Origin of the sequence: Streptomyces sp. NPDC005931, from assembly GCF_042871235.1 — a bacterium.
Classification (GTDB): Bacteria; Actinomycetota; Actinomycetes; order Streptomycetales; family Streptomycetaceae; genus Streptomyces.
The window spans coordinates 1-20,718 of the sequence record NZ_JBIAIG010000016.1; the positions used below are offsets into that span (position 1 = coordinate 1).

Consider the following 20,718-nt stretch of genomic DNA (forward strand, 5'->3'; position numbering starts at 1 on the left):
CAGCGGTTCCAGCTTCGGGCCCCGACGAGGAACTGGCGCACCAGCAGCAGAAGTCACACCGCAACTAACGATCAACTACTGGCGCAGGACACTAGGGCATCGTCCGGGAGAAGGCCCGCCGGTAATGGCCCGGGGACACCCCGACGTGTCTGAGGAAGTGGTGGCGGAGGTTGTTCGCCGTACCGAAGCCACTCAGCTCCCCCACCTTCTCGATCGACAAATTCGTTGCCTCGAGGAGATTTTGGGCCCGCAGCAGGCGCTGCTGCAGGAGCCACTGGAGCGGGGTCGTCCCGGTGGCCGCCCGGAGCCGCCGGTGGAGGGTCCGCGGGCTCATCGCTGCGCGCCGTGCCAGGTCCTCGACCGTCAGCGGCTGGTCCAGGTTTTCACGGGCCCAGTCCAGTACGGGGCCCAGGCCCCGGTCGTCGGCGGCGGGTACGGACAGGTCGATGAACTGGGCCTGACCCCCGTGCCGGTGGGCCGGCACCACCATCCGGCGGGCGAGCTGATTGGCGACGTATGCGCCCAGGTCGCGGCGCACCAGATGGAGGCAGAGGTCGATTCCCGCGGTCAGTCCGGCGCTGGTGAGCACGTCGCCGTCGTCGACGTACAGCACCGAGTCGTCGACGTGTATCTTCGGGTAGCGCTCGGCCAGTTGGGCGGTGTGCATCCAGTGAGCGGTGGCGCGTCGTCCGTCGAGCAGCCCCGCCTCGGCGAGGGCGAAGGCGCCGGTGCACAAGGAGACCATGCGGGCGCCGGCGTCATAGGCGAGGCGCAGGGCCGTGACGAGGGCCTGCGGCAGTGGTCTGCCCTCGTCGACGCAGGAGTCGGGCACCGAGGGCACGATGACCGTGTCGGCGCCGACGAGGTCGTCGAGCCCGTGGCGAGTCCACAGTGACAGCCCCGCCTCGGCCGCAAGGGTGTCCTGCTGCCCCTCCCCGGTACCGCACAGCATCAACTCGTACCAGGGGTCGGCAAGATCGGACTGCGGCTTCCCGAAGATGGTACAGGGGATGCTCAACTCGTAGAGGTCCCACGAGGGGACTCCGATGCCCTCGGTCACGACCACGGCGACGGAACCAGCATTCATGTGCGAAGGCTATGGCAGGAATTCGGTGGACGCCGTCATCGCCGTCACTGTTCCCGTCCTCCGCCTGCTGCGATCTTGGTCTTGCACGGCCAACCGCCACAGGCGGGGCGTACCGGACCTACAAGGAGATGTGGCATGCGTTACGGTCAATCAGCGGTGAGTGTCATCGGATTGGGGTCGATGGGCTCGGCGCTGGCCTCCGTCTTGCTGGAGCAGGGGCACGAGATCACCGTGTGGAACCGCTCGGCGCCCAAGGCCCGGCCGCTGGCCGACCGGGGAGCCCGCCTGGCCGCGACCCCCGGGGAGGCGATCGCGGCGAGCCCGCTCACCATCGCTTGCGTTCTGGACTACGAGGCGCTTCACGACGTCCTCGACCCCGTCACCGGATCCCTCGCGGGCAAGGTCCTGGTCAATCTCACCTCGGGTTCCCCCGAGCAGGCCCGTGAGGCCGCCACGTGGGCCCGGTCGCACGCCGCCGGCTACCTCGACGGCGCCGTCATGACGACCCCGCCAGGGGTCGGCAACCCCGAGATGATGTTCCTCTACAGCGGTTCCCGCGCCGTCTTCGAAGCCCATCGCCCGACCCTGGCGTCTTTGGGCGATCCCCTGTATCTGGGAAGCGATCCGGGCCTGGCCTCCCTCTACGACGCCGCCCTGCTCGGCCTGATGTGGTCCACCATGACCGGCTGGCTGCACGGCACCGCGCTGGTCGGCGCCGAGCAAACACCGGCGACGTCCTTCACCCCGGTCGCGGTCCGCTGGCTGACCACCGTGGCGGGCTTCCTGACCACCTACGCACCCCAGGTGGAGGCCGGCCGCTACCCGGGCGACGACGCCACCGTCGAGGTGCAGATCGCGGCCATCGGCCATCTCATCCACGCTGCGGCGGCCCGCGGCATCGACAACACCCTGCCCGAGCTCCTGAAGTCCGTCATGGAGCGGACCAGGGACGCGGGCCACGGCGCCGAGAGCTACGCCAGCGTGATCGAGGTCCTGAGGAACCCGGGGGACGCCGCATGACCGTCACACCGGCAGCCACCCCCCGTCCTGGGCCTGCCCCTGTGGTTCCCGGCGGCGCCGCGCCATGGCCGGACCTGCTGACCGCCGCCACCGACGACTGCCTGGCCGCCCTGCTCAGTGGAGCCGACCAGGACTGGTTACGCCCCGCCCACGGCCTCGACTGGAGCTGCCGCCGGACCCTCGATCATCTGGCCCTCGGCCTGACCGGCTACACGGGCCTACTCATCGCCCGCCCCGACGACCGCTACATCACTCTCTTCGCCTCGCTCGACCCACAGGCCCCCGTCCCCGCCTGCCTGGAGGGCCTGCGGATCGCCGCGTCCCTGCTGATCTCCACAGTCCGCGACACGCATGCCGAAGCACGTGCCTGGCACCCCTGGGGGCGCTCCGATGCCACCGGCTTCGCGGCCATGGGAATCACCGAACTGACCGTCCACACCTTCGACATCACCCGTGCCCTCGGCCTGCCCTGGACCCCGCCCGACGACCTGAGCACCGCCGTCCTCGCCCGCCTCTTCCCCGATGCCCCGACCGGGCACAGCCCGTCCGAGACCCTGCTGTGGTGCACGGGCCGCATTCCGCTTCCCGGTCTTCCCCGCCGCGCGGACTGGCAGTGGGACGGATCAGTGCGCTGACCGTGCCGCACCCCGACGGCCGGGGCCGGCCAGCCCGTCGTGCCGCGCCACGCATGCTGCTCCGACCTGTCAGGGCTCGAACGGGTCGGCCCCGGCGACCCCCACCGCCTCGGCCGGGATGGTGACGGCATCGGCTGCGAGGCCGATTGATCCGCTCACCATGCCAGAGCCGAACGGGTTCGTCCCCTATTCACCGGCGCGATCGGCGAACGCCGCCCTGGCTCCCGAGAACGTGCCGTAGACGGTGAAGGCACGGAGCCGGGCCCACACAGACCATCGCCCGCACCCCGCGCATCCCGCCCACCTCGCCGACATCCTCGCACGTGTCCTGGACAAGGGCATCGTGATCGCCGGTGACATCAATCGACCTGCTTGACATCGAGCTGCCGACCATCCGTCTGCGGCTGTTCATCTTGTCGGTGGAAACGGCGAAGACGGCAGGCATCGACTGGTGGGAGAGCGACCCGGCCCTGTCCTCCCGGGCCCGGCACGACGCCATGACCGAGGAGAACCGTGAGTTGCGCCAGCGGATCGCCGAACTCGGGGCGGGTCAGGGCCCGGCACCGGCCATGGACCGCGGCGAACGCCGGGACCGCGGAGGGGAGGTCCGATGACCGGACGGCACCCGGCCCGGCACTCTCCGGAACGCCGCCGCCCCGGTTCCTGCCTCCTCCGGTCGCACCAACCGCCACCGCCTCAACCGCGCCGCGAACAACGCCTGCACACCATCGTGCTGGTCCGCATGAAGTACGACCAGCTTGGTCTGCCCCCGCCCCCACCTGTCCGCCGCCTTGGGCAAGCTCTGCAGACGGCCGACCACATCCTCACCACTGACTTCCAGGCCGCACGCTGTCGCTACTACGGCACACCCATCGCCGAGCCCCCGCCCGCAGATGAGCCCGCCCGGCCGACAGACCGGTGGCTCACCCCTGCACGCACGGAACCGTCTCGTCTCTACAACCGTGCCACCTGTACCGCCCCGTGCACGCTGCCGCCGATCGTCTTCCGGGACCGCCCGTCACCCACACCTCTCACCCAACAGTCAGCCCGGGATGCCGCCCGACGCCCTGGCTGCCGCGACCGAGCATCCCCGGCTGGCGGCCGTCCTCGCCGGCCGGAGTGACGGGTACACCGGGCGCCGCCGTGCTGCGTCGGTGGAGTCCGTTGGCCATGGGGAGGGTTGGCGGCGGGGGCCCTGGCTGGGCAGGGACGGTCACCGGTACGTCACCATCTCTGCTCATGGACAACATGCTGACACTCTTCGCCGCGCAGGACGAGCACACCGCCGCGGGCGCGCTCACGGCTGGCCCCGAAGCGGGCCCCGTACAACTGGACTTCGGCGATGTCGATGCGGAGGACGCGCTGCCCGCCTGGGAGGCCCTCCTGGCCGGCCGCGGTATGGACGCGGTGACGGAGGAGGCGGTGCCGCGGATCATCGCCATGGACGAGGACGGCAGTACCTTGGTGTTCGAGGTGCCGCAGGTGCTGGTCGAGGCGGTGCGGGAGGCGACGCCGTCCGATATCGACGAGGCTGCCACGCAGTGGTTCCTGGCGGGTGCCGACGAGGGGTACGTGTGGTCCTCCTGTGTCGCCGAGCAGGTCCTCAGCGCCCTTGCCGAGCTCGCCAACGTCGAGGCCACCAGCGGTCGGCGAATCTACGGACGCCTGACCTGACCTCGAACCTTTCGTGGGGCCCGGCGGTTCTCCGGGAACCGTTGCGGTTGTCCGGGCCGGTTGTGGGGACGCCCTGGCCGCCCTGGCCCCGCTGTACGGGCTCTGAGTCACCTGCGTCCTCGACCCGAACACCTCTGCGACGAACCTCGCCATCCTGGACAGCCTCGGGGCGGACCTCGACATGGTCTGGGAGCGGGACGCGGGCGGCGGCTACCTGGAGACCAGGCTTGCCCGGGTGCGGGAACTGGTGGCCCGGGATCCCGCGGTCGTATGGGTCAACCAGTACGCCAACGACTTGTGCTGACAGGCCCACTACGAGCAAGGGTTGACCTTCGCCAGGTGTGCGAGCGTCTGATCAAGCAGTGAGCGGGCGGTGATCTGCCGGCAGCGCAGCGCGTGGAGCTGGGCGCGCGCGGAGGCACGGTAGGGGGCGGTGATACTCATGACGTCCTTTGCGCTGGTCGCGGCGGCAGCATGTGCAATGTTCGGCAGGGAGGCCGCGGCCGCGCTGGTCGCGGCGGCAAGCAGGTTACGGCGATCCAAGTACGGCTTCCTGTGGCGCTGCGTGTCTTCGACCCGGGTGCGGCTGGCGGGGTGAAGTAGGCCGCTACGCGGACGAGGTGGCTAAGGTCTTTCCTGGTGGTGGAGGTATTCAGGGGCGCGGCAGCGTAGGAAGCACGCGGCCTCGGCGGCGGGGTCGGTGCCGGTCTGCTGGCTGTGGGTACCGCACGCGCCGAGCAGCGCGCACGTGGCGGCCACGGCCAGCGCGGCAGGTATACGACGGGTTTTCATTGGTGGGGCCTTTCAGGCGATGTGCTGGGAGGCGTTTTCGTTCTTCAGTTCGGCGATCGGTTTCGACCAGGCGCAACTGGCCCACGGATTGCGCTTTTTGAAGTACTGGTCTGGGACAACTACAGCCACCACGTCGACGCCGCCATGCGCGAGCTGATCGCAAAACGGCTGTGGCTGACGGTCTTCAGCTTCCCTCCCTACTCCCCCGACCTCAACCCGGCCGAGCGCTGGGCGCACTTGAAGAAGAGGCTGGGCAACCTCACCCCGTGCAGCATCGATGACCTCGTCGGGCTCGTCAGCACCCGACTCAAACCGATGGAGTACGCCCCGACCTGCTCGACGGGTTCATCGCCGAGACCGGACTGATCACAGCCTCGCCATGACGTCACCCTGAATCGAAAACCTCAGTAGCGCTCGGGGACGCGCGGACGCCCGCCTCTCAGAACCAACCGGATGCTGCGCAGGGCTTGTAGGTCATTGAGGGGGTTGCCGTTCACCACCAGCAGATCAGCGTCAAGCCCGGGTTGAAGTGCGCCGGTGATGTGCCGGATGCCGAGGGCTTGGGCTGCGCCGCTCGTGGCCAGCTCGATGATCTCGGCAGGTGTACAGCCGATGTGCTCGAAGAATTCGAGGCTGGAGGCGAAGTCGTTGAAGACGGCGCGGCTCACTCCTGCATCCGTGCCGGCGATGAGCCGTACTCCTTGTTCACGCATCCGGCGCAGAGTGCCGAACATGATGTCGGCTCGCGCGGGGCCGAAGCGCTGGGCGAAGCCGCGCCAGTCAGGGCTGGCTGCTGGGCACACCGCGACGCCGTTGGCTGCCATGGTGGAGATCAGGTCCTCTCGAATGTCGAACCCGTCCCGGGCCATCCACGTGCAGTGTTCGATCGTGTTCACCCCGGCGGCCACTGCCGCGGCGATCCCGGGTGTGCCGTGGGCGTGCGCTGCGACAGGCAGCCCGGCTCGCCGTGCTTCTTCCACGACGATGTCCAGCTCTGCCGCGGTGAACTGTGCTGCCCAGATGGGAGGGCCGCCCTTGGTGATGCCGCCTCCGGTGGCCATGACCTTGATGACGTCGGCTCCGCACTCAATGTTGCGGCGGACTGTCGCCCGGATGGCATCGGCGCCGTCGGCCTCGCCTCCGAAGAACCAGCAGTGACCGCCGGGAGCAGTCACCGGTGTGCCGGCCGCCAGAATGCGCGGACCAACCAGCCGACCGCTTGCGATGTCGTTCCGCAGTCGGAATACGAGCCCGTTGCGGTCGCCTAGATCGCGGGCAGTGGTGATGCCGACGTCGAGCAGCTGGGATGCTCGCTGAGCCATGGCGCTGCTCAGGGCTGCGTCGTCCAGACCGTGCAGAGCTGACACCGGATCCGGGCCTGCATCGAGTGCGAGGTGTACGTGGGTGTCGATCAGACCGGGCAGGAGTGTCCCGTGTGGATAGGCGAAGCTGGTGATGCCGCGTGGGGTGCGCGCTTCGATGTCGCTCCGGGGGCCGACGTCCGTGATGACGCCGTTGTGGACCACGACTGCCCCGTCGGTGATGTAGTGCCCTGGCGGGCCGAGCAGCACGCGTCCCGCCGAGACGATGGTGTCCACCGGTGATCCTCCTTGGTTACGGCGCAGCAACAACCCCCGAACGCTCCCACGCGCCCCGCCGGTTGGACCAGTTCGGACCGGAAAAGTGGGGCCACTTCAGCGCGTTAATACCACCGCTGTCGGCAGTGACCAGACTGCCCATCTCTGGGACGTCAAGGACCCCGCCAAACCAGAGCCCCTCGAGAGCCCGATCAGCAACAACGTCGTCAACAAGTGATGGCTCCAGACAAGGTCGGAGACCTCACCCAGCCCCTGACCGGCCACAACGGACACGTCCTGGGCCTCGCCTTCGACCCGAAGGGCACCATGCTGGCCAGTGCGGGCGCAGACCACACCGTCCGGCTGCGGACGACCCCACGCACGATCCTGAGCGGACACACCAGTTACGTCTACACCGTGGCCGTCAGCCCCAACGGCCACCCCCGCCGGGAGGCACGGAGCTCGGTGTCACCGGTGCGCAGATGAGCACGGTGGCGAGTGCCGCGACCGGAGCGTCCAGCGTTGGCCGCCGGACCGAGTTCCGCGGCCCCCCGAGTGGATTCCATGGCCTCCGTGCAGCACGAGTTACCGCTTACCGGTCCGGAGTAGGTTTTAGCTGTGCAATCAGCCGTCGTAAGGGGCAGCGGCCACGACGTGGTACAGCCCGAGAGCGGCGGCCCCGAGGACAAGCAGAAACAGCCCGGAGCGTAGGAACACCGCACGATGGTCACTGAGGCGGCCTCTCCCGTGATCGTGCCCCAGTCCCGCAGGCGTCGGATGTCCCCCATGCTGGCCCACCAGAAGCCGGCACCGACCACAAGCAGGATCGCACCGAAGAGGCCGGCAAGAGCACTGACCACGGCCAAGAACTCTTCTCGGTCACCGTGGCCAGTGATGCTCAAAGTCGTCACCGCGAGCGGGATGACGCCCAGCAGGCCGAAGGCCACGCCTCGCCGCGCAACGTCCGTCGGCCGCAGCCGCGGCAGCATGACGCCGTCTTGGTCCAAAGCCATGGTCAGCACCCTAGCCCGCTGGGCCCGAGCATCCGCAGTGTCCCCCTGGCCATCACCACGCCGAAGCCCGCCTGGCTCTGCGACCTCCTGGCCCTGAGACCTGGTCCGAGATTCAGTGCACTTCCGACCGTCCGAATCCCTGACTGGCCTGCGTCGACACGTGCGCCCAGGGCCTGGTTCGGCCTCCCTGCCCCGGGCGTGCTTGATCAGGCGTCAGCTTTGCCCCAGCAGTCTGTCAGAACTGCCTCGCAGAACCCCGGAGTTCTGCGAGGCCTTCTGAGAATCGTGATCTGAGGAAACGTGATCATCTTTGGGGCTCTCGCAAGCCTCTCGCAGCTGGTCATTTATGAGAATCACTGTGTGCGACGATCGTCGCGCACAGTTACACGCCACCTGGCACAGTGCTTTCGGGGTGGTTCGTAAGAACCATGTCACCGGCCTCAAACCACGGAACCGCTGCGCCGGCAGTTCGGCTGCGGCCGTTGCCTCGGCGAGCGCGGTGAGCAGCGCCTCAACGCGCGTGGCGGCCGCATCTGCGGGACGGTGGAGACAGGGAGGTTCGCGCCCTGGGGTATTCCCGGGGGCTACCTGCGACCCGGGAGGTTCTCATGGACCCACAAGCTCTGGCCAACGTCGCCACGTCGGACAAGCTCGGCGGCTACCTGAGCAGCCTGCCGAAGCTGCCAGCGACCCACCACGCCGGGCCGGCGACGACGGTCCGCACAACGGTGCACCGCGATCACCAGATCGTTGTCACCACCCGTTACGAGATCACCGTGGACGGCCTGCCGATCGGCGCCCACCTCGGCGTGGACTCGAACGGCCAGGTGCATTGCCACGCGCTGCCCGCCTACCAGTTCCCCTCAGCGCTCGGCGCGGTGAGCGCGCTGATCGACAACTATCCCGAGGAGTTCCCCGCCCACCCGCCCGGGCCCGGCGGTGGCGGCCATGGCGGAGGCCACGATGGTGGCCGGCACTAGCACGGAGGTGACTGAGATGGCCGTTCGGAAGAACATCCTCCAAGACGATGCAGTTCGCGAGGCTTTCATCTCCGGCGTCAAGCAGCTCAAGGCAGAGCCGTCCCCCTTTTCCACCACTGACTTCGGCATCGCGGGCGCGCCCGGCCAGGTGCGCACCTACGACTTGTTCGTCATCTGGCACATCCTGGCCATGCGGACCGCCGTCCCTCCGGGCGGAGACCCCGATATCCGCAACGCCGCCCACCGGGGGCCGATCTTCCTTCCCTGGCACCGGGTGATGCTTAGCCTGATGGAGGCCAACCTCCAGCGCGTGTTGAAGGATGCGTCCTTCGGCCTGCCCTACTGGGACTGGACGGATGACATGGAGCGCGGCGACCCGGGGGTCAGTGCCTTCTGGGAGCCGTCCTGCATGGGCGGCAGCGGCACGGGCCCGTTCGACACGGTCAGCGATGGTCCCTTCGGCTTCGATGAGGCCGACCCGGACACGTTCCGGGTTCGGATCACGACCAACTCGTCGCTGAACATGGTCCGGACCTCGCGCGGGCTGCGGCGTGCCCTCGGCGTCGACGAGGGCAGAGTGCCCAGCAAGGCGGATGTTGACGCGCTCTTCGACGTCCGCCCACCGCCGGATGGTGACCCGGACCTCACCACCTACGACTTCCCGCCGTGGGATGCGAGCTCGATCGGCTTCCGCAACCGGCTGGAAGGGTTCAACCCGTTCGGCCTGCACAATCTGGTGCACGTCTTCATCGGCCGGGACATGAGCCTGGCCTCCTCGCCTAACGACCCGGCGTTTTACCTGCACCACTGCAACGTCGACCGGCTCTGGGAAGGGTGGATGGACCGCAACGGCCGGGACTACCTGCCTGACCAGTCCGCTCCGGCAATCCTGCGCGGCCACAGGCTGAGGGACCCGATCGTCTCCCCGCTCGGCCCCGCCGCGACACCCGAGACGGTACTCGACCTGACCGCCCTCTACACGTACGACCGGTTGCCCTGAGGACTGACGGCCCGTATATACACCGCTGACGGCCGCCCGGCCCCACGCCCCCGACTACGCCCACCACGCCGAACTGCTGGCCCTACTGGTCTTGCTGCACGGCGCTGCCGCTGCGCAGCCGATCTCACGGAGTGCTTCGAATGACTGACCTGGCCACCGGCCCCGCCGCCACCGCGGGCTCGGCCCTCCTAAACACCGCGGGCGACGGAGTGGACCGGCACCTGTTCCATCTGCTGGCCAGGGCGAACGGCATCCCGGCCTGCTACCTGGCCGACCACGGCGCCGCCCGCGCCGCCTGCGCCTCAAGGACGCCAGCAAGCAGCGGGCCCGCTGGCGTGCCGCCCACACCCTCGGTCTCCTCGACGGGGTCCTCAACGGCAGCAGTCGAGCCCGCTCATCGACGCTGCCAGGGCCCGCGCCATGCTGGCCTACGACGACCGGCTCGGACCCTGCGGGTGCCGGATTCAGGTCCGGACTGTCAGGCACCGTGTCGGGAAACCCTCCGCGCTCCGCACGGGGTCCCGGCTCGCGTGGCAGGCGTCCTGTCGGGGTATAAGGCGACGCTCGTCCGGCTCCCGCCTGCAGCGCTAAGGTGAACGCGGCGCGGTTACCGGTGGTGCTCTCAGCGCGGCGGTAGTCAAGGGTGCGGCCCCATTTCAGGTTCGAGTACCACACAGGCCGTCCGGTGGCCGGGTCCCGGAAGTCGACGGTGCAGCCGACCGAGGCGTGGCTGTGATCGCACAGACAGGTGCACACCTTGTTCTCGATCTGCCAGCCGAGTCCGCGGGGCCCCTCTGTCAGGAGCCGGGTGGCGTCGGGGCAGGGCGGGCCGTCCGGTGTCTCCAGGCGGACACCTTTCCCGCTGGTCCAGGTGTCGGTGCTGTTGACCGGCCCCGGGCCGGCGGTCGCGCGGATACGGCGCAGCAGAGGCGAACAGGAGCGCAGAGGGATCGCGCGGGCAGGCCGCCTGCTCGGCGGCTGTCCAGTGCGCTTGTCGCAGCAAAGGACCGTAGATGTCCTCGCGGCGGCCCGCGATCCGTACCCACCAGCGCGGGTTGAACCCGGACAGGAGAACGACCGCCGCCATGCCCGGCCGGTACAGGCGGATACCACCCGCATCGCGGGAACTGCGCAGCCCCGGCACACCGGCGACCCGGTGACGTGGGTCATCGCCCGCGTCCCCACTGACCTTGGGATAGAGGAAGTCGATCCAGGCCTGCTCGGTGTGGCGCGCGGCCGGAATGGACAGGGGGCGGCCTGGCCGGGTCAGCATGGGGCACAGGGCCTGGTGGGATTCACCGGTGCTGCGCCGCCGGTCGGCGGTGAGAAGCAAGGCGGACGGAGGGTTCATGAGGCGTTCTTCCGCACGGGACCGGCCCCCGGCGGTGCGCGCTGTGTGAAAGAGACAGACGGTTGTGCGGGTCGAGCATGAGGCTTCTGGCCGATTCCCGGCGACGGAAGCTGTGGGGGCTTCGTCCGTCGCGCGGCCGGGCGCTCACGGGCCCGGCCCCATGGAAGCCGCCGGGCAGGGCCACGGTCAAACAGGCGCGCGGGCACCTGAACAGGGGGGGCCTGCACGGCACTCAAGATCGAGCACCTTGTCTTGCCGCCGCAGCCAACTGCACCAGCTGCGCACGGGCATTGACGACGTTCGAGGGTGGCTTCTCGAAGCCCGATGGGTCTCCAGGATCCGGCACCACGGCGTCAGGGGGTGATGTGCGCGCCGTCGAGCCGTCGGTGCAGCATCGAGAGTGTGGTGAGCAGTTCCAGCAGTTCCTCGTCGGTGACGGTGCGGTGAAGGCGCGGCTCGTGTGCGGCTGGGTTGCGGTACATGCTGAACAGGCCCTTGACCAGGTTCGCCAGCCCCCTTCTGCTCATCCAGCTCGGGCCCTGTGGCGTTCGCGTTGATGGCCACCCGGGCCGTTCCCTGGCCCGGCATGAGAACCGCGTCGACCAGCCGCGCCCCGTCCAGGCCATGGCCGGTGAGAGTGCGCCCGGTCGGCCACCGATTTGACCGTCTCCAGGCTGGCGTGGAAGGGGTTCTTGGCCAGGATCTCCACGGTGCAGTAGCGCAGCACCTGCGGATGCGTGGAGCGGCGGCGTAGCTCGGCTGGCGTGCCGTGCGGCCTCGCTCAGCGTGGCGGGCGCCGGCCCCCTGGCCACCTGCCCCTGGTCGTTGACCCGCAGCCCGACCTGGACCAGGACCTCGTTGAGGTCGTCCTGCCGGCGTGAGAACGTGTGGGGCTGCTGAACGTAGCGCACCGGGGCCATTGCCTCTTTGAGGAACGCGATCACGCAGTTCGACGCACCGTGGCGCGCCTGCTGCGCCAGCAGCGCCGCGGCGCGCCAGTAGCTCCGCCGCCTCGGCCCTGGGCGGTGACGACTGCGCCAGCCGCGCCTGCCATTGCCGAAACTGGCATATCGGCCCCGCATTGTTGACCTCTTGAGCGCCGGGCGGTCGAAGTCCCCGCGCGCGGCGTCGGCTGTCTCGAGGTGTGCGGCCGCCGAGACCGGAGGTCGGACCGCGTCCTGATCTCCGGGTGAGGGCGTCACACATGCGCAGGGCGTGTCCCGCCTCGCCCACCCGCGTTGGTGGCGGGGGAGCCGCTGTGGGTGGACGCCGACGGGGACGGCTGTACCACCCGCGCGGAAATCCTCAACGCCCCCCAGCACAGTGCGCAGATACGGCGCGGGCGGCAGAGCCTGCCACGCGTACTGCTCGATTGGCGCCGCTCGAACGCCGGGCTCGCTTCGCCGCCGATCGCTCCCTGCGGGTGCCTGCAGAGCCTCTTGCCCATCTGTGGCATGCCGCGACGCTTCTTCGTGAGCACCGCGGAGACGGTCATGTCGCGGCTCTGGTTGCCGCCGGCGTCGCCGGCCGTGAGGCGCACGTCTTGCACGCGATCGCGAGTGGGATCCCTCGCGGTGTCTGCACGCCGGCACGCGACTTCGACGAGGCGGAGTGGACGTCCAGACGCGGCGCCTTGGAAGGGAGGGGCCTCCTGGAGGGCGACCGGTTGTCGGGATGGGGACGGCAGCTCATGGCTGACATCAAGGAACGAACCGACCAACGGCCGCCACCGCCTACGAGGCGCTGACCACGAGCGAGACCGAGTGAGCTCATCCGGCTTCTACGCCCTCTGACCGATGCCGTGGTGCGCGAGGGCGGCATTCCCATGGACAACCCCATGGGACTGAAGCTGCGCGATTGTTTCGACCAGTCGTGAACTCACCGGGGTGGGCCAGGCGGAGCCCGCCCGGCGGACACGTTGCAGCCGCTCCGCCGACGGGCCCCGCCCATGCTCACCCGAAGTCCCTGTCGGCGTATGGCTGAACGTGGCCGATGAGGGGCGGGGAGAGGTCCCCGCCCTGAAAGCCTGAACGGGCAGGGGCTCGTGCCAGCCGGAGGGCCGGGCCCCCGGCTCGTGGAGGGTGCGGGAGCTGCGGGAGTGCTCGAAGTGGGGTGTGGCCTGGTGGTGTGTGGCTGTGTCAGTCTCCCGGGGGTCTCGTTTCGGCGTGGGTGCGGGAGCCGCTCGCGACCGCCTTTTCGTGGTCGGTGTCGATGAGAATGGATGTCACTGGGGCGCTGCGGCAGCCCACAGGGATGCCGCTGCCTGTGAGGGGCGGCGGTATGGGCGGGGTGGGGGCGTGTGGTACGTGGTGTTCTTCAGGGCGGCGGCTCCCGGCGGTACCGCGCGGGTGAGGGTAGGCGGCGTGCGGGTGCTGGGCGGTCATTGAGGGTGGCCGCGGGTCGCTGGCGGGCGGCCCGCGGGATGGCGGTGTCAGTGGCGGTAGACGCCGACGCCAGCGAGGAAGAGGGTCATCGCGCCGCCGACGGCGCCGCCGCCGATCAGGATGGCCTGGGCGGTTCCGGCGCCGGCGTAGACGGCGATGATCCCGCTGGCGCAGCCGAGGTTGAGCGCAGCCGAGGTGGCCAGCAGGAGTGTGAGGACCTGCAGCTTGGTCATCGCGCACCGCCGAGCTGGTGGTGCAGGGGTCGGGAAGCCGTTCGGGCGGAGCAGGTGCCGTCCAGGGACGGCGTTCCTGCCTTTGCGGGCAGGTGAGCGAGCATGCTGGAGGGGTCCTTTTCCGTGATGGGTGCTGCATGGATGGCCGGGGGTCCGCGCCGGGAGGGTTGGCGAACGGGACGCGGAGCGGGCCCTTGCGGCTTTGTGTGGCGCCGCCCGGTTTCCCGTGATGGCGTACGGCCCTATTCCAGCCTCGGTACAGTCGGTAAATCCAGCGGTACATGCTGCAACATTGCAGGTCTGGAAACGTGCAACACAGGAACGGGTTTGTTGCACCACGGGTGTCGGGGAGGGCGCCGATGCGGGGGGAAGACACTGGTGCAACAAGTGCGGGAGACGACTGCAACATCGGGCAGGGCCATGATCTTGCCGCGTTGCTGAGCCGGGGCGGGAAGCGTGCCCCCATCGATGACTTCATCTTCGTGCTGCGCTGCCCTGAGCAGTTCGCCAGGCTGGGGGAGAAGCAACGTCACAGCATCGAGACCTCCAACGAGGCTCTGCGTGAGCGGTTCAGCCGCGAGGTGCTGGCCCTGATCGTGGTCCTGCAGGAGCGCATTCTCATCGCTCACGGAGCGCGGCGGGCGTTTGTCGCTGAGCTCAGGGCGCAGGGCATCACGGAGGTGAATGCGACTTTCCTCAGCCGGCGTTTGGGAGGCCCGCAGGAGCGGGGCCCGCACGGTGCGTGGTGGCTGGCGGAGCGGATCGCCCGGCACTGCGCCCACGGTACGTCCGCCGGCGCGTTACGCCGCCGATTCGCCCGGCTCTGGCATGCGGCGTACGGCGAACTGCCCAAGGAGGCCCAGGACCTCGCCGACTCGCTGACGCCGATGTCTGAGCGGGAGATCGCTGAACTCGTCGATGCCCCGGGCCGGCCGGCCGGGCGGCCGGCCCTGCCAGAGACCGGCCTCCTTGACGGCAGCGCCGCTGTGGCAGCCGTCCTGGACGGGATCCCCGATGCGGTGCTTTTCCTCGATGCCCACGGAACCCTCCTGCACTCCAACCGGGCAGCGGAGGCACTTCTGCGGTCGCACGATGGCGGACTGGTCGGCCGCGGTGTGATCGATGTCCTCCCCTCGTTCGATATCACTCGTCTGCCACGCATCGCCGAGAACCACGACGGGCACCAGGCAGCCGACCAGCAGCCTCCCTTACGGCTGCAGGCACGCTGCCTTGACGGCCGGGATCTGCTGGTGGAGGTCTCCAGCACACCTCTTCACGGATCACGCCCGGACAAGCACGGGTCAGCCGGGGCGGCTGTCCAGCACACACGCAGCAGCTACGTCGGCCGGGATCTGCTCATGGTCATCTTGAAGGACCTGACCGGCTCCCAGAGGCTGGAGAGGGAACTCGCCCGTCAGCAGCGGCAAACCGAGCTGATCTTGCGTGCCGCCGGTGAGGGGATTCTCCGGGTGGACGGCGACGTCAGGATCACCCTGGCGAACGCCGCGGCCGCAGCTGCCCTCGGCTATCAGCCCAGTGAACTCGACGGCATGCAACTCGCCTCACTACTGCGCAGTGTCCGGCCCGACGGCACCCCCCGGCCCTTCCACGACACCCTCCTGGGGCGCTGTCTGAGCCACGGGCATGCCTGCAGCCTGCGCGGGCAGTCGCTCCTGGCCAAGGATGGCGTCGTCGTCCCCGTGGACATTCGCGCCATGCCCATGATGGCAGGCCACAGCGGCAGCGGCTCCGTGATCACCTTCCGTCTCCGCCGGCCGGCGGAGCGAAACATTGCCCGCGGCCCGGCCGCTGACCCCACAGCGGAGATCGAACGCGCCGACGTGAGCCGCTTGAAGACCGAGCTGATGGAGTATCACCAGGTATTGATCCAGATACTCGCACGCATGGACCAACCAGGTGTCGAGGCTGTCGCACGCCTGACCGACGTGCTTGCGCCCGCCGCCCGCAAAGACCTGCTGGCGAGCGCCGAGGCAGCCCGCGCCGGCTTCGCTGTCCCCGTGCCCTTCCTCACCGTGCCCGGGGCAACAGCAACCGAACCAGATGCCCTCAGCTCGCTTGACCAGGTGGTCCACACGAGCGTGCGCACAGCGGCCGCTCGCAGCGCGCTGGCGGACACTCGCTGCACCGTGTTCGCCCCGCCCACGCCCCTGAACTCGGACGGCACGTGGCTGGCAGGCCTTCTGGCACAACTGCTCGCCGGGGCCCTGCCCGGCGGCTCCCTCGCCCGTCCCGTTCTGATCGCCGCAGCCAAGCGGGGCCAGCGCATACGCATCGACATCAGGGGCACCTTCCCCGACTGCGACCGCGAGCAGATGGCGAAGCTGGAAGGAGAAGTCCAGGCGCACGCGGGCACCTTCCACACACTGGCAACCGAACAGGCCGACGCCCCCACCGTGATGGTGCTGGAAGTACCAGACACCACCCGCACCCCCCAAAGGACCCACGCGGAAGAATCCACGCCCCCGCCCGCTGCTGCAGCCCTTGCAGAACGAAAGATCAGCACACGGCTGCCCGTCGACCTCCCTGGGGTCCGTTTGATGCCGCCCGTGGTGATACGTCATCCCACCGCAGAGGGCAGCCAACGGCCAGGCCAGCACAGCACAAACGCGCAGGGTGCGGCCCGTGCCAGGCTGCCCGATGCCAGGGGGCCGCATCACGGCCGGAGCACGTCAGCGACATCCGCGACCGCGGCAACCCCGGCCGACCACGGCATACGGCCCGAGGGCACGAGACCCCCGCACCGGCCAGGCACACGGCACCCATCCGGCTCGCCCCTCTCGCGTCCCGCCCTGCGGATAACCTCTGGCCGGCTGGTGCTTACCGTCGCCTCGGGCGAGCTGAGCCACCTGGATGCCGGCCCGGACACGCATCTGGTCCGCGCCGAGAAGCGGACCAAGGCCGAGCGAGCCGAGGTGGAACACGCCGCCAGGCCGCCCGGCCCGGCGCAGCCTCCGGTGCCGCTGGTAGCCCGCCAGGAGGTGCGTGATCAGCTCGTGCGGATGCTCGCCCGCGGCCGCTGCGTGCGTCTTGTCGGTCCTGCGGGCTCCGGCCGCACGCGGCTGCTCGAGGTCGTCGCCGAGGACTGCGCCGACCTCGCGCCCGACGGCGTCGTCCGCCTCAGCGGCCACTGCCGCAGCGCCGAGGAACTGCTGTACGACCTCTTCTCCGCGGTCCACAACGCGCCGCTGCACCGCCCGGACACGGCCGAACTACTCACCTACACCCGCCAGATCGGCGCGGTGGTGGTGCTGGACGACATCGAGTTCGGCGGCGCGGCCCTCGACGGGCTGCTGGACGCCACTCCGGAATGTGCCTTCCTGATCGGCGCCACCCCGGACGTGCCTGCCCCGTCCGCCGACGCGGGCGTCGCAGAGGTCGCCCTCGACGGGCTCGACCGCGCCGCCAGCATCGACCTGCTGGAGCACGCCGTCGGCCGCCGCCTCACCGAGGACGAGTCGAACTGGGCCGGCGACCTGTGGTTCGAGTCCGAGGGCCTGCCGCTGCGCTTCGTCCAGGCCGGCGCCCTGCTGCGGCAGCGCGACCAGGTACGCGCAGGCGACCCGTTCGGCGTTTTCGACAGCACCCGAGCTGGCGCACCGCCCTTTCCCGCAGCCGAAGGCGACGACATCGCGCTGCCCTCAATCGGGGAGGCCGCCGCACTCGCCCCGCTGCTCGCCTCCCGGCTCAGCGCCTCCGCCCGCGCCACCCTGCAGTTCGCCGTCGCGCTCGGCGGCGAGATCCCGCACCAGGCGCATCTGCCCGCGCTGGTCGGCGACACCCACGCCGACGCCGCGGTCGGTGAGCTGGTGGGGTGCGGGCTGGTCACCCCGGTCGGCTCCCGCTACCGGCTCGCCGCCGGAGTGCTGGTCCAACTGCAAGCCGCTGCGTACGGCGAGGACGCCCCGATCCGCGCCTCGGCCGCAGCCGCACACTACCGCTGGTGGGCCGCGCATCCACTGGCCACCCCCCAGCAGGTGTGCACCCAGGCCCCCGCGGTGCTCGCCACGCTGCACGCATTGGCTCCGGGCACGGGACCGTCGGCAAAGGGCCAGGACAACCCAGCGGTGCATCTGGCACGCACCGTGGCACCGGCCTTCGCCTCGGGCCTGCACTGGAGCGCCTGGCAGCAGGCGCTGCGAGCCGGCGCGCAGGCCGCCACATCTGGCGAGGACATGACGGGACAGGCCTACTTCCACCACGAGCTCGGCACACTCAACCTGTGCGTAGGCGAGTTCAAGCAGGCCCGCATCGAACTCGAAGCCGCCATGCAGCTGCACGGCGCGCTCCACGACACACACGCTGTCCATACCAGTCGGCACAACCTGAACGCCTGGCCGCCCCGCCCGCACGACGCTTCATCAAGTGCGACGACTACTGACAGTGCCGATTGAAGCGTCACATCCGGCCCCGGTCCTCTCCGCGCATGCCACGAGTGTCCAGGCCGGCTCAAGCGTCGGCCTGCGCCTTGCGGGTCCGTGGCGTCTTGACCGGTCCATCAGCGGTCGGGTCAGCAGGTTGGCTTCCTGGGCAGCGTCCGCCTGCTCGCGCGCTGTCCGCGCGGAGGCGGACGCTTCGCTCGCTCCCCGGCACCTGGCTGCGGCTGCCGTGGTCAATGACCACCGAAAGATGAAGCGGTGTCAAGGCCGTGCGCGAACAGTGCATCGAACCCCGCCATGCCCAGCGGCCGCTCCTGGGCGGGCAGCGTGCACGCCTGCGGCGCCCATGACGTCATCACCGTTCCCCGCAATCTTGACCGCCTCGTCCGGTGAAGCGGCCTTAACCCTCGACGGCAGACCTGTACCTGGGTACCGGATGCCATCCCCAGGGGCACTGCGTGTCGGCGATCCGGCGGTGGTCGGCCCGCTCAGCTGGTCGGCTGCGGCCCCTGCAGCTCTCCGACCGTGCTGCCCAGCTCCACAGTCCGGCCCTGCACCAGCTGGACGGTCAGCGCCTTGCCGGACGGGGTGTCCTGGTAGGGGGCGACCTGGATGTGCAGCAGGGGGACCAAAAACGCATGCGGGTAAGGGGGTTAGGCTTCCCCCGGCCCCGGCAGGGGAGGGAGCAGGCTATGGCCCACCACGAGGGAACCCGCAGCGGGATCGAACTCAACTGGACACTGCGAGCAGAGATCGACCTGCCGTACCCGGGCGACGGCAGCGCCTACCGCGAACTGGACGAACCCTGGTTCACGGCTGCGCTCACCGCACTCGCGGGACCGCTGCAGACACAATTCACACCCGAGGCGGACTTCTCCGGCCGGGCTGTCGCGCTCAGCCGCCAAGAAGCAGCGCCCGGGCAACTGTGGGCGACCCTGGTGGTGCTGGAACCGGCCAAGCGGCGGCAGAAACCGTACGAGGTCCCCTGGTCCCCGAAGAACTGGAGCGCCTTTCTCCGGGATCTGGAAAGCATGCCCGGTCAAGCGTCGGTGGCTCTCAAGATCATCGGATCCGACGGCCATCCCGACTGGCCGTGGCTCGACGTGTCCGTGGTCCGGGGCCGCGACACCCCCGAAGTCGTCTCGCTCGTCGCTTCTCGCACCACGAGGAATTCACCGCCCCGGGCCTCCGGAGCGAGGCGCAGGCCCGCTGGATCGACTTCTTCCGTACGCAGCTCCACCGGCACGAGGACATCCTGTACGGAAGCATCGCGGACGACGCCGAAGGTGGGACAGGAAGGACCGCACTCGAGGTCGACCTCGGGCTGCTGCTTGAGGACACCTTCCCGCACCTGGGCACCGTCCTGCGGGGATACGCATGGTGGACGGTCTGTTCCCCGGGTGTTGTCTCGGCACTCGGCGGTGTTGAGGCCCTGCGCGCCGGCGGTGCCTTCCATGACGTGGAGCCGCTGTCTGGCGGAGGGCCTCACTACGCGCGACTGAAAACGTGTGGGACTACGGTGAGGAACCGCTACGGGCGGTCTTCCGCACGCTGGCGCCGCCCTGCCCGAAGGGCAACCGGTCAAGGGGTTTTCGTCCGGACACTCGCAGGCTGGTCTACGAGCACGCACCACACCACCGAGGAGTGAGCCGCTGCCAGAGGTTCTCGAGTGTGACGCGCGGGGGATCGCGCTGGTGCCCCGGCGGCTGGGCGAGCACAAGATACTGCCCGCCGTTGCCGCAGTCCTGGACACAGCACGGGCCGCCTGAGCGCCTACGCGTCTGGGGCGGTGTGGTGCGCGATCCATTCCAGACAGCTGGGAGATCCAGCGACGATGGGCACTTCAGCAGCAGCTGCCATTCCTTGCCGGCACCGAACTCGCCGTTGTGCCAGAACGCAGAGGTCACGGGGCCGATGATCTGCGCCCCGGCGGCCAGCTTCTCCTGGACGACCGTCCGGGCCAGTTCGACGGCCTGCTCTCGCGTCGGAGTTGCCGTCGACATCTGCAGGAAATCAGCCATGCGCGGGAGCCTCTTCCTCCCAGCGCGTCGCGCGTGGGGCCGCCGCCCCACGGCCCTCGCCTTCCCGGTGGGGGCCGTTTTCCGACGCCTCGGCTTCGCGACCGGACAAGGCCCCCGCGCGGTTTCGGCGCTCATCGTCCCCGGTCGAGCCGCGCACCTGTCGGCGGGCGAACAGCGACCACGTTCGGCGCAATCCGCGGGACCGGCTCTGTTTCGCTGATCCACTATGGGCGGGGCGGCCATGTCCGGTCGTCCCGCGCAGCGCGGCCGGCAGGACCGGCAGCATCCGAGAAAGGCACTGCGGTGAGCAACGGAACCGAAAGTCAAGAAGCAGTGGTCGCGATTCCGGACCTCGGCTTGAGCGACAGTGAGCTCAACACCCTGAAGTCCAAGTTCGAGAACGACATCATGGAGTCCATGAGAGCCAGAGAGGCCGGGGCGGAAGTGGAAGTGAAGGTCAGCGTCAGCGTGAAAATCTAGAGGAAGAATAGCTGTCAATCCTCGTCCGCAGCCGACAAGGCGGCGCCTCGCGGATGCGACGAACAGATCGGTCG

General features: G+C 69.4%; 20 protein-coding genes and 1 pseudogene. 12 read left to right on the forward strand and 9 right to left on the reverse strand.

The window, feature by feature from the left end; genetic code table 11:
* Positions 1-91 precede the first annotated feature (91 nt).
* A complete protein-coding gene (locus ACFYOV_RS28415; protein ID WP_389092357.1) occupies positions 92-1,087 on the reverse strand; it encodes a helix-turn-helix domain-containing protein in 996 nt (331 codons plus the stop codon).
* 135 nt (positions 1,088-1,222) lie between these two features.
* On the opposite strand from ACFYOV_RS28415, the gene ACFYOV_RS28420 reads away from it, so the two are divergent.
* The 5 genes and pseudogenes from ACFYOV_RS28420 (at position 1,223) to ACFYOV_RS28440 (ending at position 4,720) form a co-directional block, all read left to right on the forward strand.
* Positions 1,223-2,107 (forward strand): NAD(P)-dependent oxidoreductase, encoded by an 885-nt coding sequence (locus ACFYOV_RS28420; protein WP_389092360.1) that lies wholly within the window; start codon positions 1,223-1,225, stop codon positions 2,105-2,107.
* On the forward strand, positions 2,104-2,742 hold the full coding sequence (locus ACFYOV_RS28425; RefSeq protein WP_389092361.1) for a maleylpyruvate isomerase N-terminal domain-containing protein: 639 nt from the start codon (positions 2,104-2,106) through the stop codon (positions 2,740-2,742). The genes ACFYOV_RS28420 and ACFYOV_RS28425 overlap by 4 nt, the downstream gene beginning before the upstream one ends.
* A gap of 244 nt (positions 2,743-2,986) precedes the next feature.
* Positions 2,987-3,356: pseudogene (locus ACFYOV_RS28430) on the forward strand (gas vesicle protein).
* Positions 3,357-3,981: 625 nt separating this feature from the next.
* Positions 3,982-4,416, forward strand: a complete 435-nt coding sequence (locus tag ACFYOV_RS28435) for a hypothetical protein (RefSeq protein ID WP_389092364.1) — start codon at positions 3,982-3,984, stop codon at positions 4,414-4,416.
* 181 nt (positions 4,417-4,597) lie between these two features.
* Entirely contained in the window at positions 4,598-4,720 is a 123-nt protein-coding gene (locus tag ACFYOV_RS28440) for a hypothetical protein (protein ID WP_389092366.1), read from the forward strand.
* Between the two features lie 8 nt (positions 4,721-4,728).
* Here the strand turns inward: ACFYOV_RS28440 and ACFYOV_RS28445 are convergent, their stop codons facing one another.
* On the reverse strand, positions 4,729-4,860 hold the full coding sequence (locus ACFYOV_RS28445) for a hypothetical protein (RefSeq protein ID WP_389092369.1): 132 nt from the start codon (positions 4,858-4,860) through the stop codon (positions 4,729-4,731).
* Positions 4,861-5,133: 273 nt separating this feature from the next.
* Between ACFYOV_RS28445 and ACFYOV_RS28450 the strand changes: the two genes are divergently transcribed.
* On the forward strand, positions 5,134-5,574 hold the full coding sequence (locus ACFYOV_RS28450; protein WP_389092372.1) for a transposase: 441 nt from the start codon (positions 5,134-5,136) through the stop codon (positions 5,572-5,574).
* A gap of 38 nt (positions 5,575-5,612) precedes the next feature.
* On the opposite strand, the gene ACFYOV_RS28455 is transcribed toward ACFYOV_RS28450, so the two are convergent.
* Positions 5,613-6,806 (reverse strand): amidohydrolase family protein, encoded by a 1,194-nt coding sequence (locus tag ACFYOV_RS28455; RefSeq protein ID WP_389092374.1) that lies wholly within the window; start codon positions 6,804-6,806, stop codon positions 5,613-5,615.
* 216 nt (positions 6,807-7,022) lie between these two features.
* Between ACFYOV_RS28455 and ACFYOV_RS28460 the strand changes: the two genes are divergently transcribed.
* A complete protein-coding gene (locus tag ACFYOV_RS28460; RefSeq protein ID WP_389092377.1) occupies positions 7,023-7,271 on the forward strand; it encodes a WD40 repeat domain-containing protein in 249 nt (82 codons plus the stop codon).
* On the opposite strand, the gene ACFYOV_RS28465 is transcribed toward ACFYOV_RS28460, so the two are convergent.
* Entirely contained in the window at positions 7,196-7,798 is a 603-nt protein-coding gene (locus ACFYOV_RS28465; protein WP_389092379.1) for a DUF6336 family protein, read from the reverse strand. The genes ACFYOV_RS28460 and ACFYOV_RS28465 overlap by 76 nt on opposite strands.
* A 608-nt stretch (positions 7,799-8,406) precedes the next feature.
* Here ACFYOV_RS28465 and ACFYOV_RS28470 point away from each other — a divergent pair.
* Entirely contained in the window at positions 8,407-8,778 is a 372-nt protein-coding gene (locus ACFYOV_RS28470; protein WP_389092382.1) for a hypothetical protein, read from the forward strand.
* A gap of 16 nt (positions 8,779-8,794) precedes the next feature.
* Positions 8,795-9,778 (forward strand): tyrosinase family protein, encoded by a 984-nt coding sequence (locus tag ACFYOV_RS28475; RefSeq protein WP_389092384.1) that lies wholly within the window; start codon positions 8,795-8,797, stop codon positions 9,776-9,778.
* A gap of 1,704 nt (positions 9,779-11,482) precedes the next feature.
* Here ACFYOV_RS28475 and ACFYOV_RS28480 read toward each other — a convergent pair.
* Positions 11,483-11,656 (reverse strand): TIGR02391 family protein, encoded by a 174-nt coding sequence (locus ACFYOV_RS28480; protein WP_389092387.1) that lies wholly within the window; start codon positions 11,654-11,656, stop codon positions 11,483-11,485.
* Between the two features lie 677 nt (positions 11,657-12,333).
* Between ACFYOV_RS28480 and ACFYOV_RS28485 the strand changes: the two genes are divergently transcribed.
* Positions 12,334-12,876, forward strand: coding sequence for a hypothetical protein (locus tag ACFYOV_RS28485; protein ID WP_389092389.1), 543 nt, complete (start codon positions 12,334-12,336; stop codon positions 12,874-12,876).
* Between the two features lie 684 nt (positions 12,877-13,560).
* On the opposite strand, the gene ACFYOV_RS28490 is transcribed toward ACFYOV_RS28485, so the two are convergent.
* On the reverse strand, positions 13,561-13,746 hold the full coding sequence (locus tag ACFYOV_RS28490; RefSeq protein ID WP_389092390.1) for a hypothetical protein: 186 nt from the start codon (positions 13,744-13,746) through the stop codon (positions 13,561-13,563).
* Positions 13,747-14,105: 359 nt separating this feature from the next.
* Between ACFYOV_RS28490 and ACFYOV_RS28495 the strand changes: the two genes are divergently transcribed.
* On the forward strand, positions 14,106-18,158 hold the full coding sequence (locus ACFYOV_RS28495; protein WP_389092392.1) for a PAS domain-containing protein: 4,053 nt from the start codon (positions 14,106-14,108) through the stop codon (positions 18,156-18,158).
* A 473-nt stretch (positions 18,159-18,631) separates the two neighbouring features.
* Here the strand turns inward: ACFYOV_RS28495 and ACFYOV_RS28500 are convergent, their stop codons facing one another.
* The 3 genes from ACFYOV_RS28500 to cutA form a co-directional block, all read right to left on the reverse strand.
* A complete protein-coding gene (locus ACFYOV_RS28500; RefSeq protein WP_389092394.1) occupies positions 18,632-18,775 on the reverse strand; it encodes a hypothetical protein in 144 nt (47 codons plus the stop codon).
* Between the two features lie 407 nt (positions 18,776-19,182).
* Positions 19,183-19,599, reverse strand: coding sequence for a hypothetical protein (locus ACFYOV_RS28505; protein ID WP_389092396.1), 417 nt, complete (start codon positions 19,597-19,599; stop codon positions 19,183-19,185).
* A gap of 160 nt (positions 19,600-19,759) precedes the next feature.
* Positions 19,760-20,164 carry a divalent cation tolerance protein CutA gene (gene cutA / locus ACFYOV_RS28510; protein WP_389092399.1) on the reverse strand — a complete coding sequence of 135 codons (405 nt, stop codon included), beginning with the start codon at positions 20,162-20,164 and terminating at the stop codon, positions 19,760-19,762.
* Between the two features lie 303 nt (positions 20,165-20,467).
* Here cutA and ACFYOV_RS28515 point away from each other — a divergent pair, with 303 nt between their 5' ends.
* Positions 20,468-20,644, forward strand: coding sequence for a hypothetical protein (locus tag ACFYOV_RS28515; protein WP_389092401.1), 177 nt, complete (start codon positions 20,468-20,470; stop codon positions 20,642-20,644).
* Positions 20,645-20,718: the final 74 nt, after the last annotated feature.

What these genes read in the sequence shown, in the direction of transcription:
- ACFYOV_RS28480 (WP_389092387.1), bottom strand. Translation starts at nt 11,656, where the DNA reads ATGAGCAGAAGGGGGCTGGCGAACCTGGTCAAGGGCCTGTTCAGCATG.
- ACFYOV_RS28445 (WP_389092369.1), bottom strand. Translation starts at nt 4,860, where the DNA reads ATGAGTATCACCGCCCCCTACCGTGCCTCCGCGCGCGCCCAGCTCCAC.
- ACFYOV_RS28460 (WP_389092377.1), top strand. Translation starts at nt 7,023, where the DNA reads ATGGCTCCAGACAAGGTCGGAGACCTCACCCAGCCCCTGACCGGCCAC.
- ACFYOV_RS28415 (WP_389092357.1), bottom strand. Translation starts at nt 1,087, where the DNA reads ATGAATGCTGGTTCCGTCGCCGTGGTCGTGACCGAGGGCATCGGAGTC.
- ACFYOV_RS28505 (WP_389092396.1), bottom strand. Translation starts at nt 19,599, where the DNA reads ATGGAAGGCACCGCCGGCGCGCAGGGCCTCAACACCGCCGAGTGCCGA.
- ACFYOV_RS28425 (WP_389092361.1), top strand. Translation starts at nt 2,104, where the DNA reads ATGACCGTCACACCGGCAGCCACCCCCCGTCCTGGGCCTGCCCCTGTG.
- ACFYOV_RS28470 (WP_389092382.1), top strand. Translation starts at nt 8,407, where the DNA reads ATGGACCCACAAGCTCTGGCCAACGTCGCCACGTCGGACAAGCTCGGC.
- ACFYOV_RS28440 (WP_389092366.1), top strand. Translation starts at nt 4,598, where the DNA reads ATGGTCTGGGAGCGGGACGCGGGCGGCGGCTACCTGGAGACCAGGCTT.
- ACFYOV_RS28435 (WP_389092364.1), top strand. Translation starts at nt 3,982, where the DNA reads ATGGACAACATGCTGACACTCTTCGCCGCGCAGGACGAGCACACCGCC.
- ACFYOV_RS28495 (WP_389092392.1), top strand. Translation starts at nt 14,106, where the DNA reads ATGCGGGGGGAAGACACTGGTGCAACAAGTGCGGGAGACGACTGCAAC.
- ACFYOV_RS28465 (WP_389092379.1), bottom strand. Translation starts at nt 7,798, where the DNA reads ATGGCTTTGGACCAAGACGGCGTCATGCTGCCGCGGCTGCGGCCGACG.
- ACFYOV_RS28490 (WP_389092390.1), bottom strand. Translation starts at nt 13,746, where the DNA reads ATGACCAAGCTGCAGGTCCTCACACTCCTGCTGGCCACCTCGGCTGCG.
- ACFYOV_RS28475 (WP_389092384.1), top strand. Translation starts at nt 8,795, where the DNA reads ATGGCCGTTCGGAAGAACATCCTCCAAGACGATGCAGTTCGCGAGGCT.
- ACFYOV_RS28420 (WP_389092360.1), top strand. Translation starts at nt 1,223, where the DNA reads ATGCGTTACGGTCAATCAGCGGTGAGTGTCATCGGATTGGGGTCGATG.
- ACFYOV_RS28485 (WP_389092389.1), top strand. Translation starts at nt 12,334, where the DNA reads ATGCGCAGGGCGTGTCCCGCCTCGCCCACCCGCGTTGGTGGCGGGGGA.
- cutA (WP_389092399.1), bottom strand. Translation starts at nt 20,164, where the DNA reads ATGGCTGATTTCCTGCAGATGTCGACGGCAACTCCGACGCGAGAGCAG.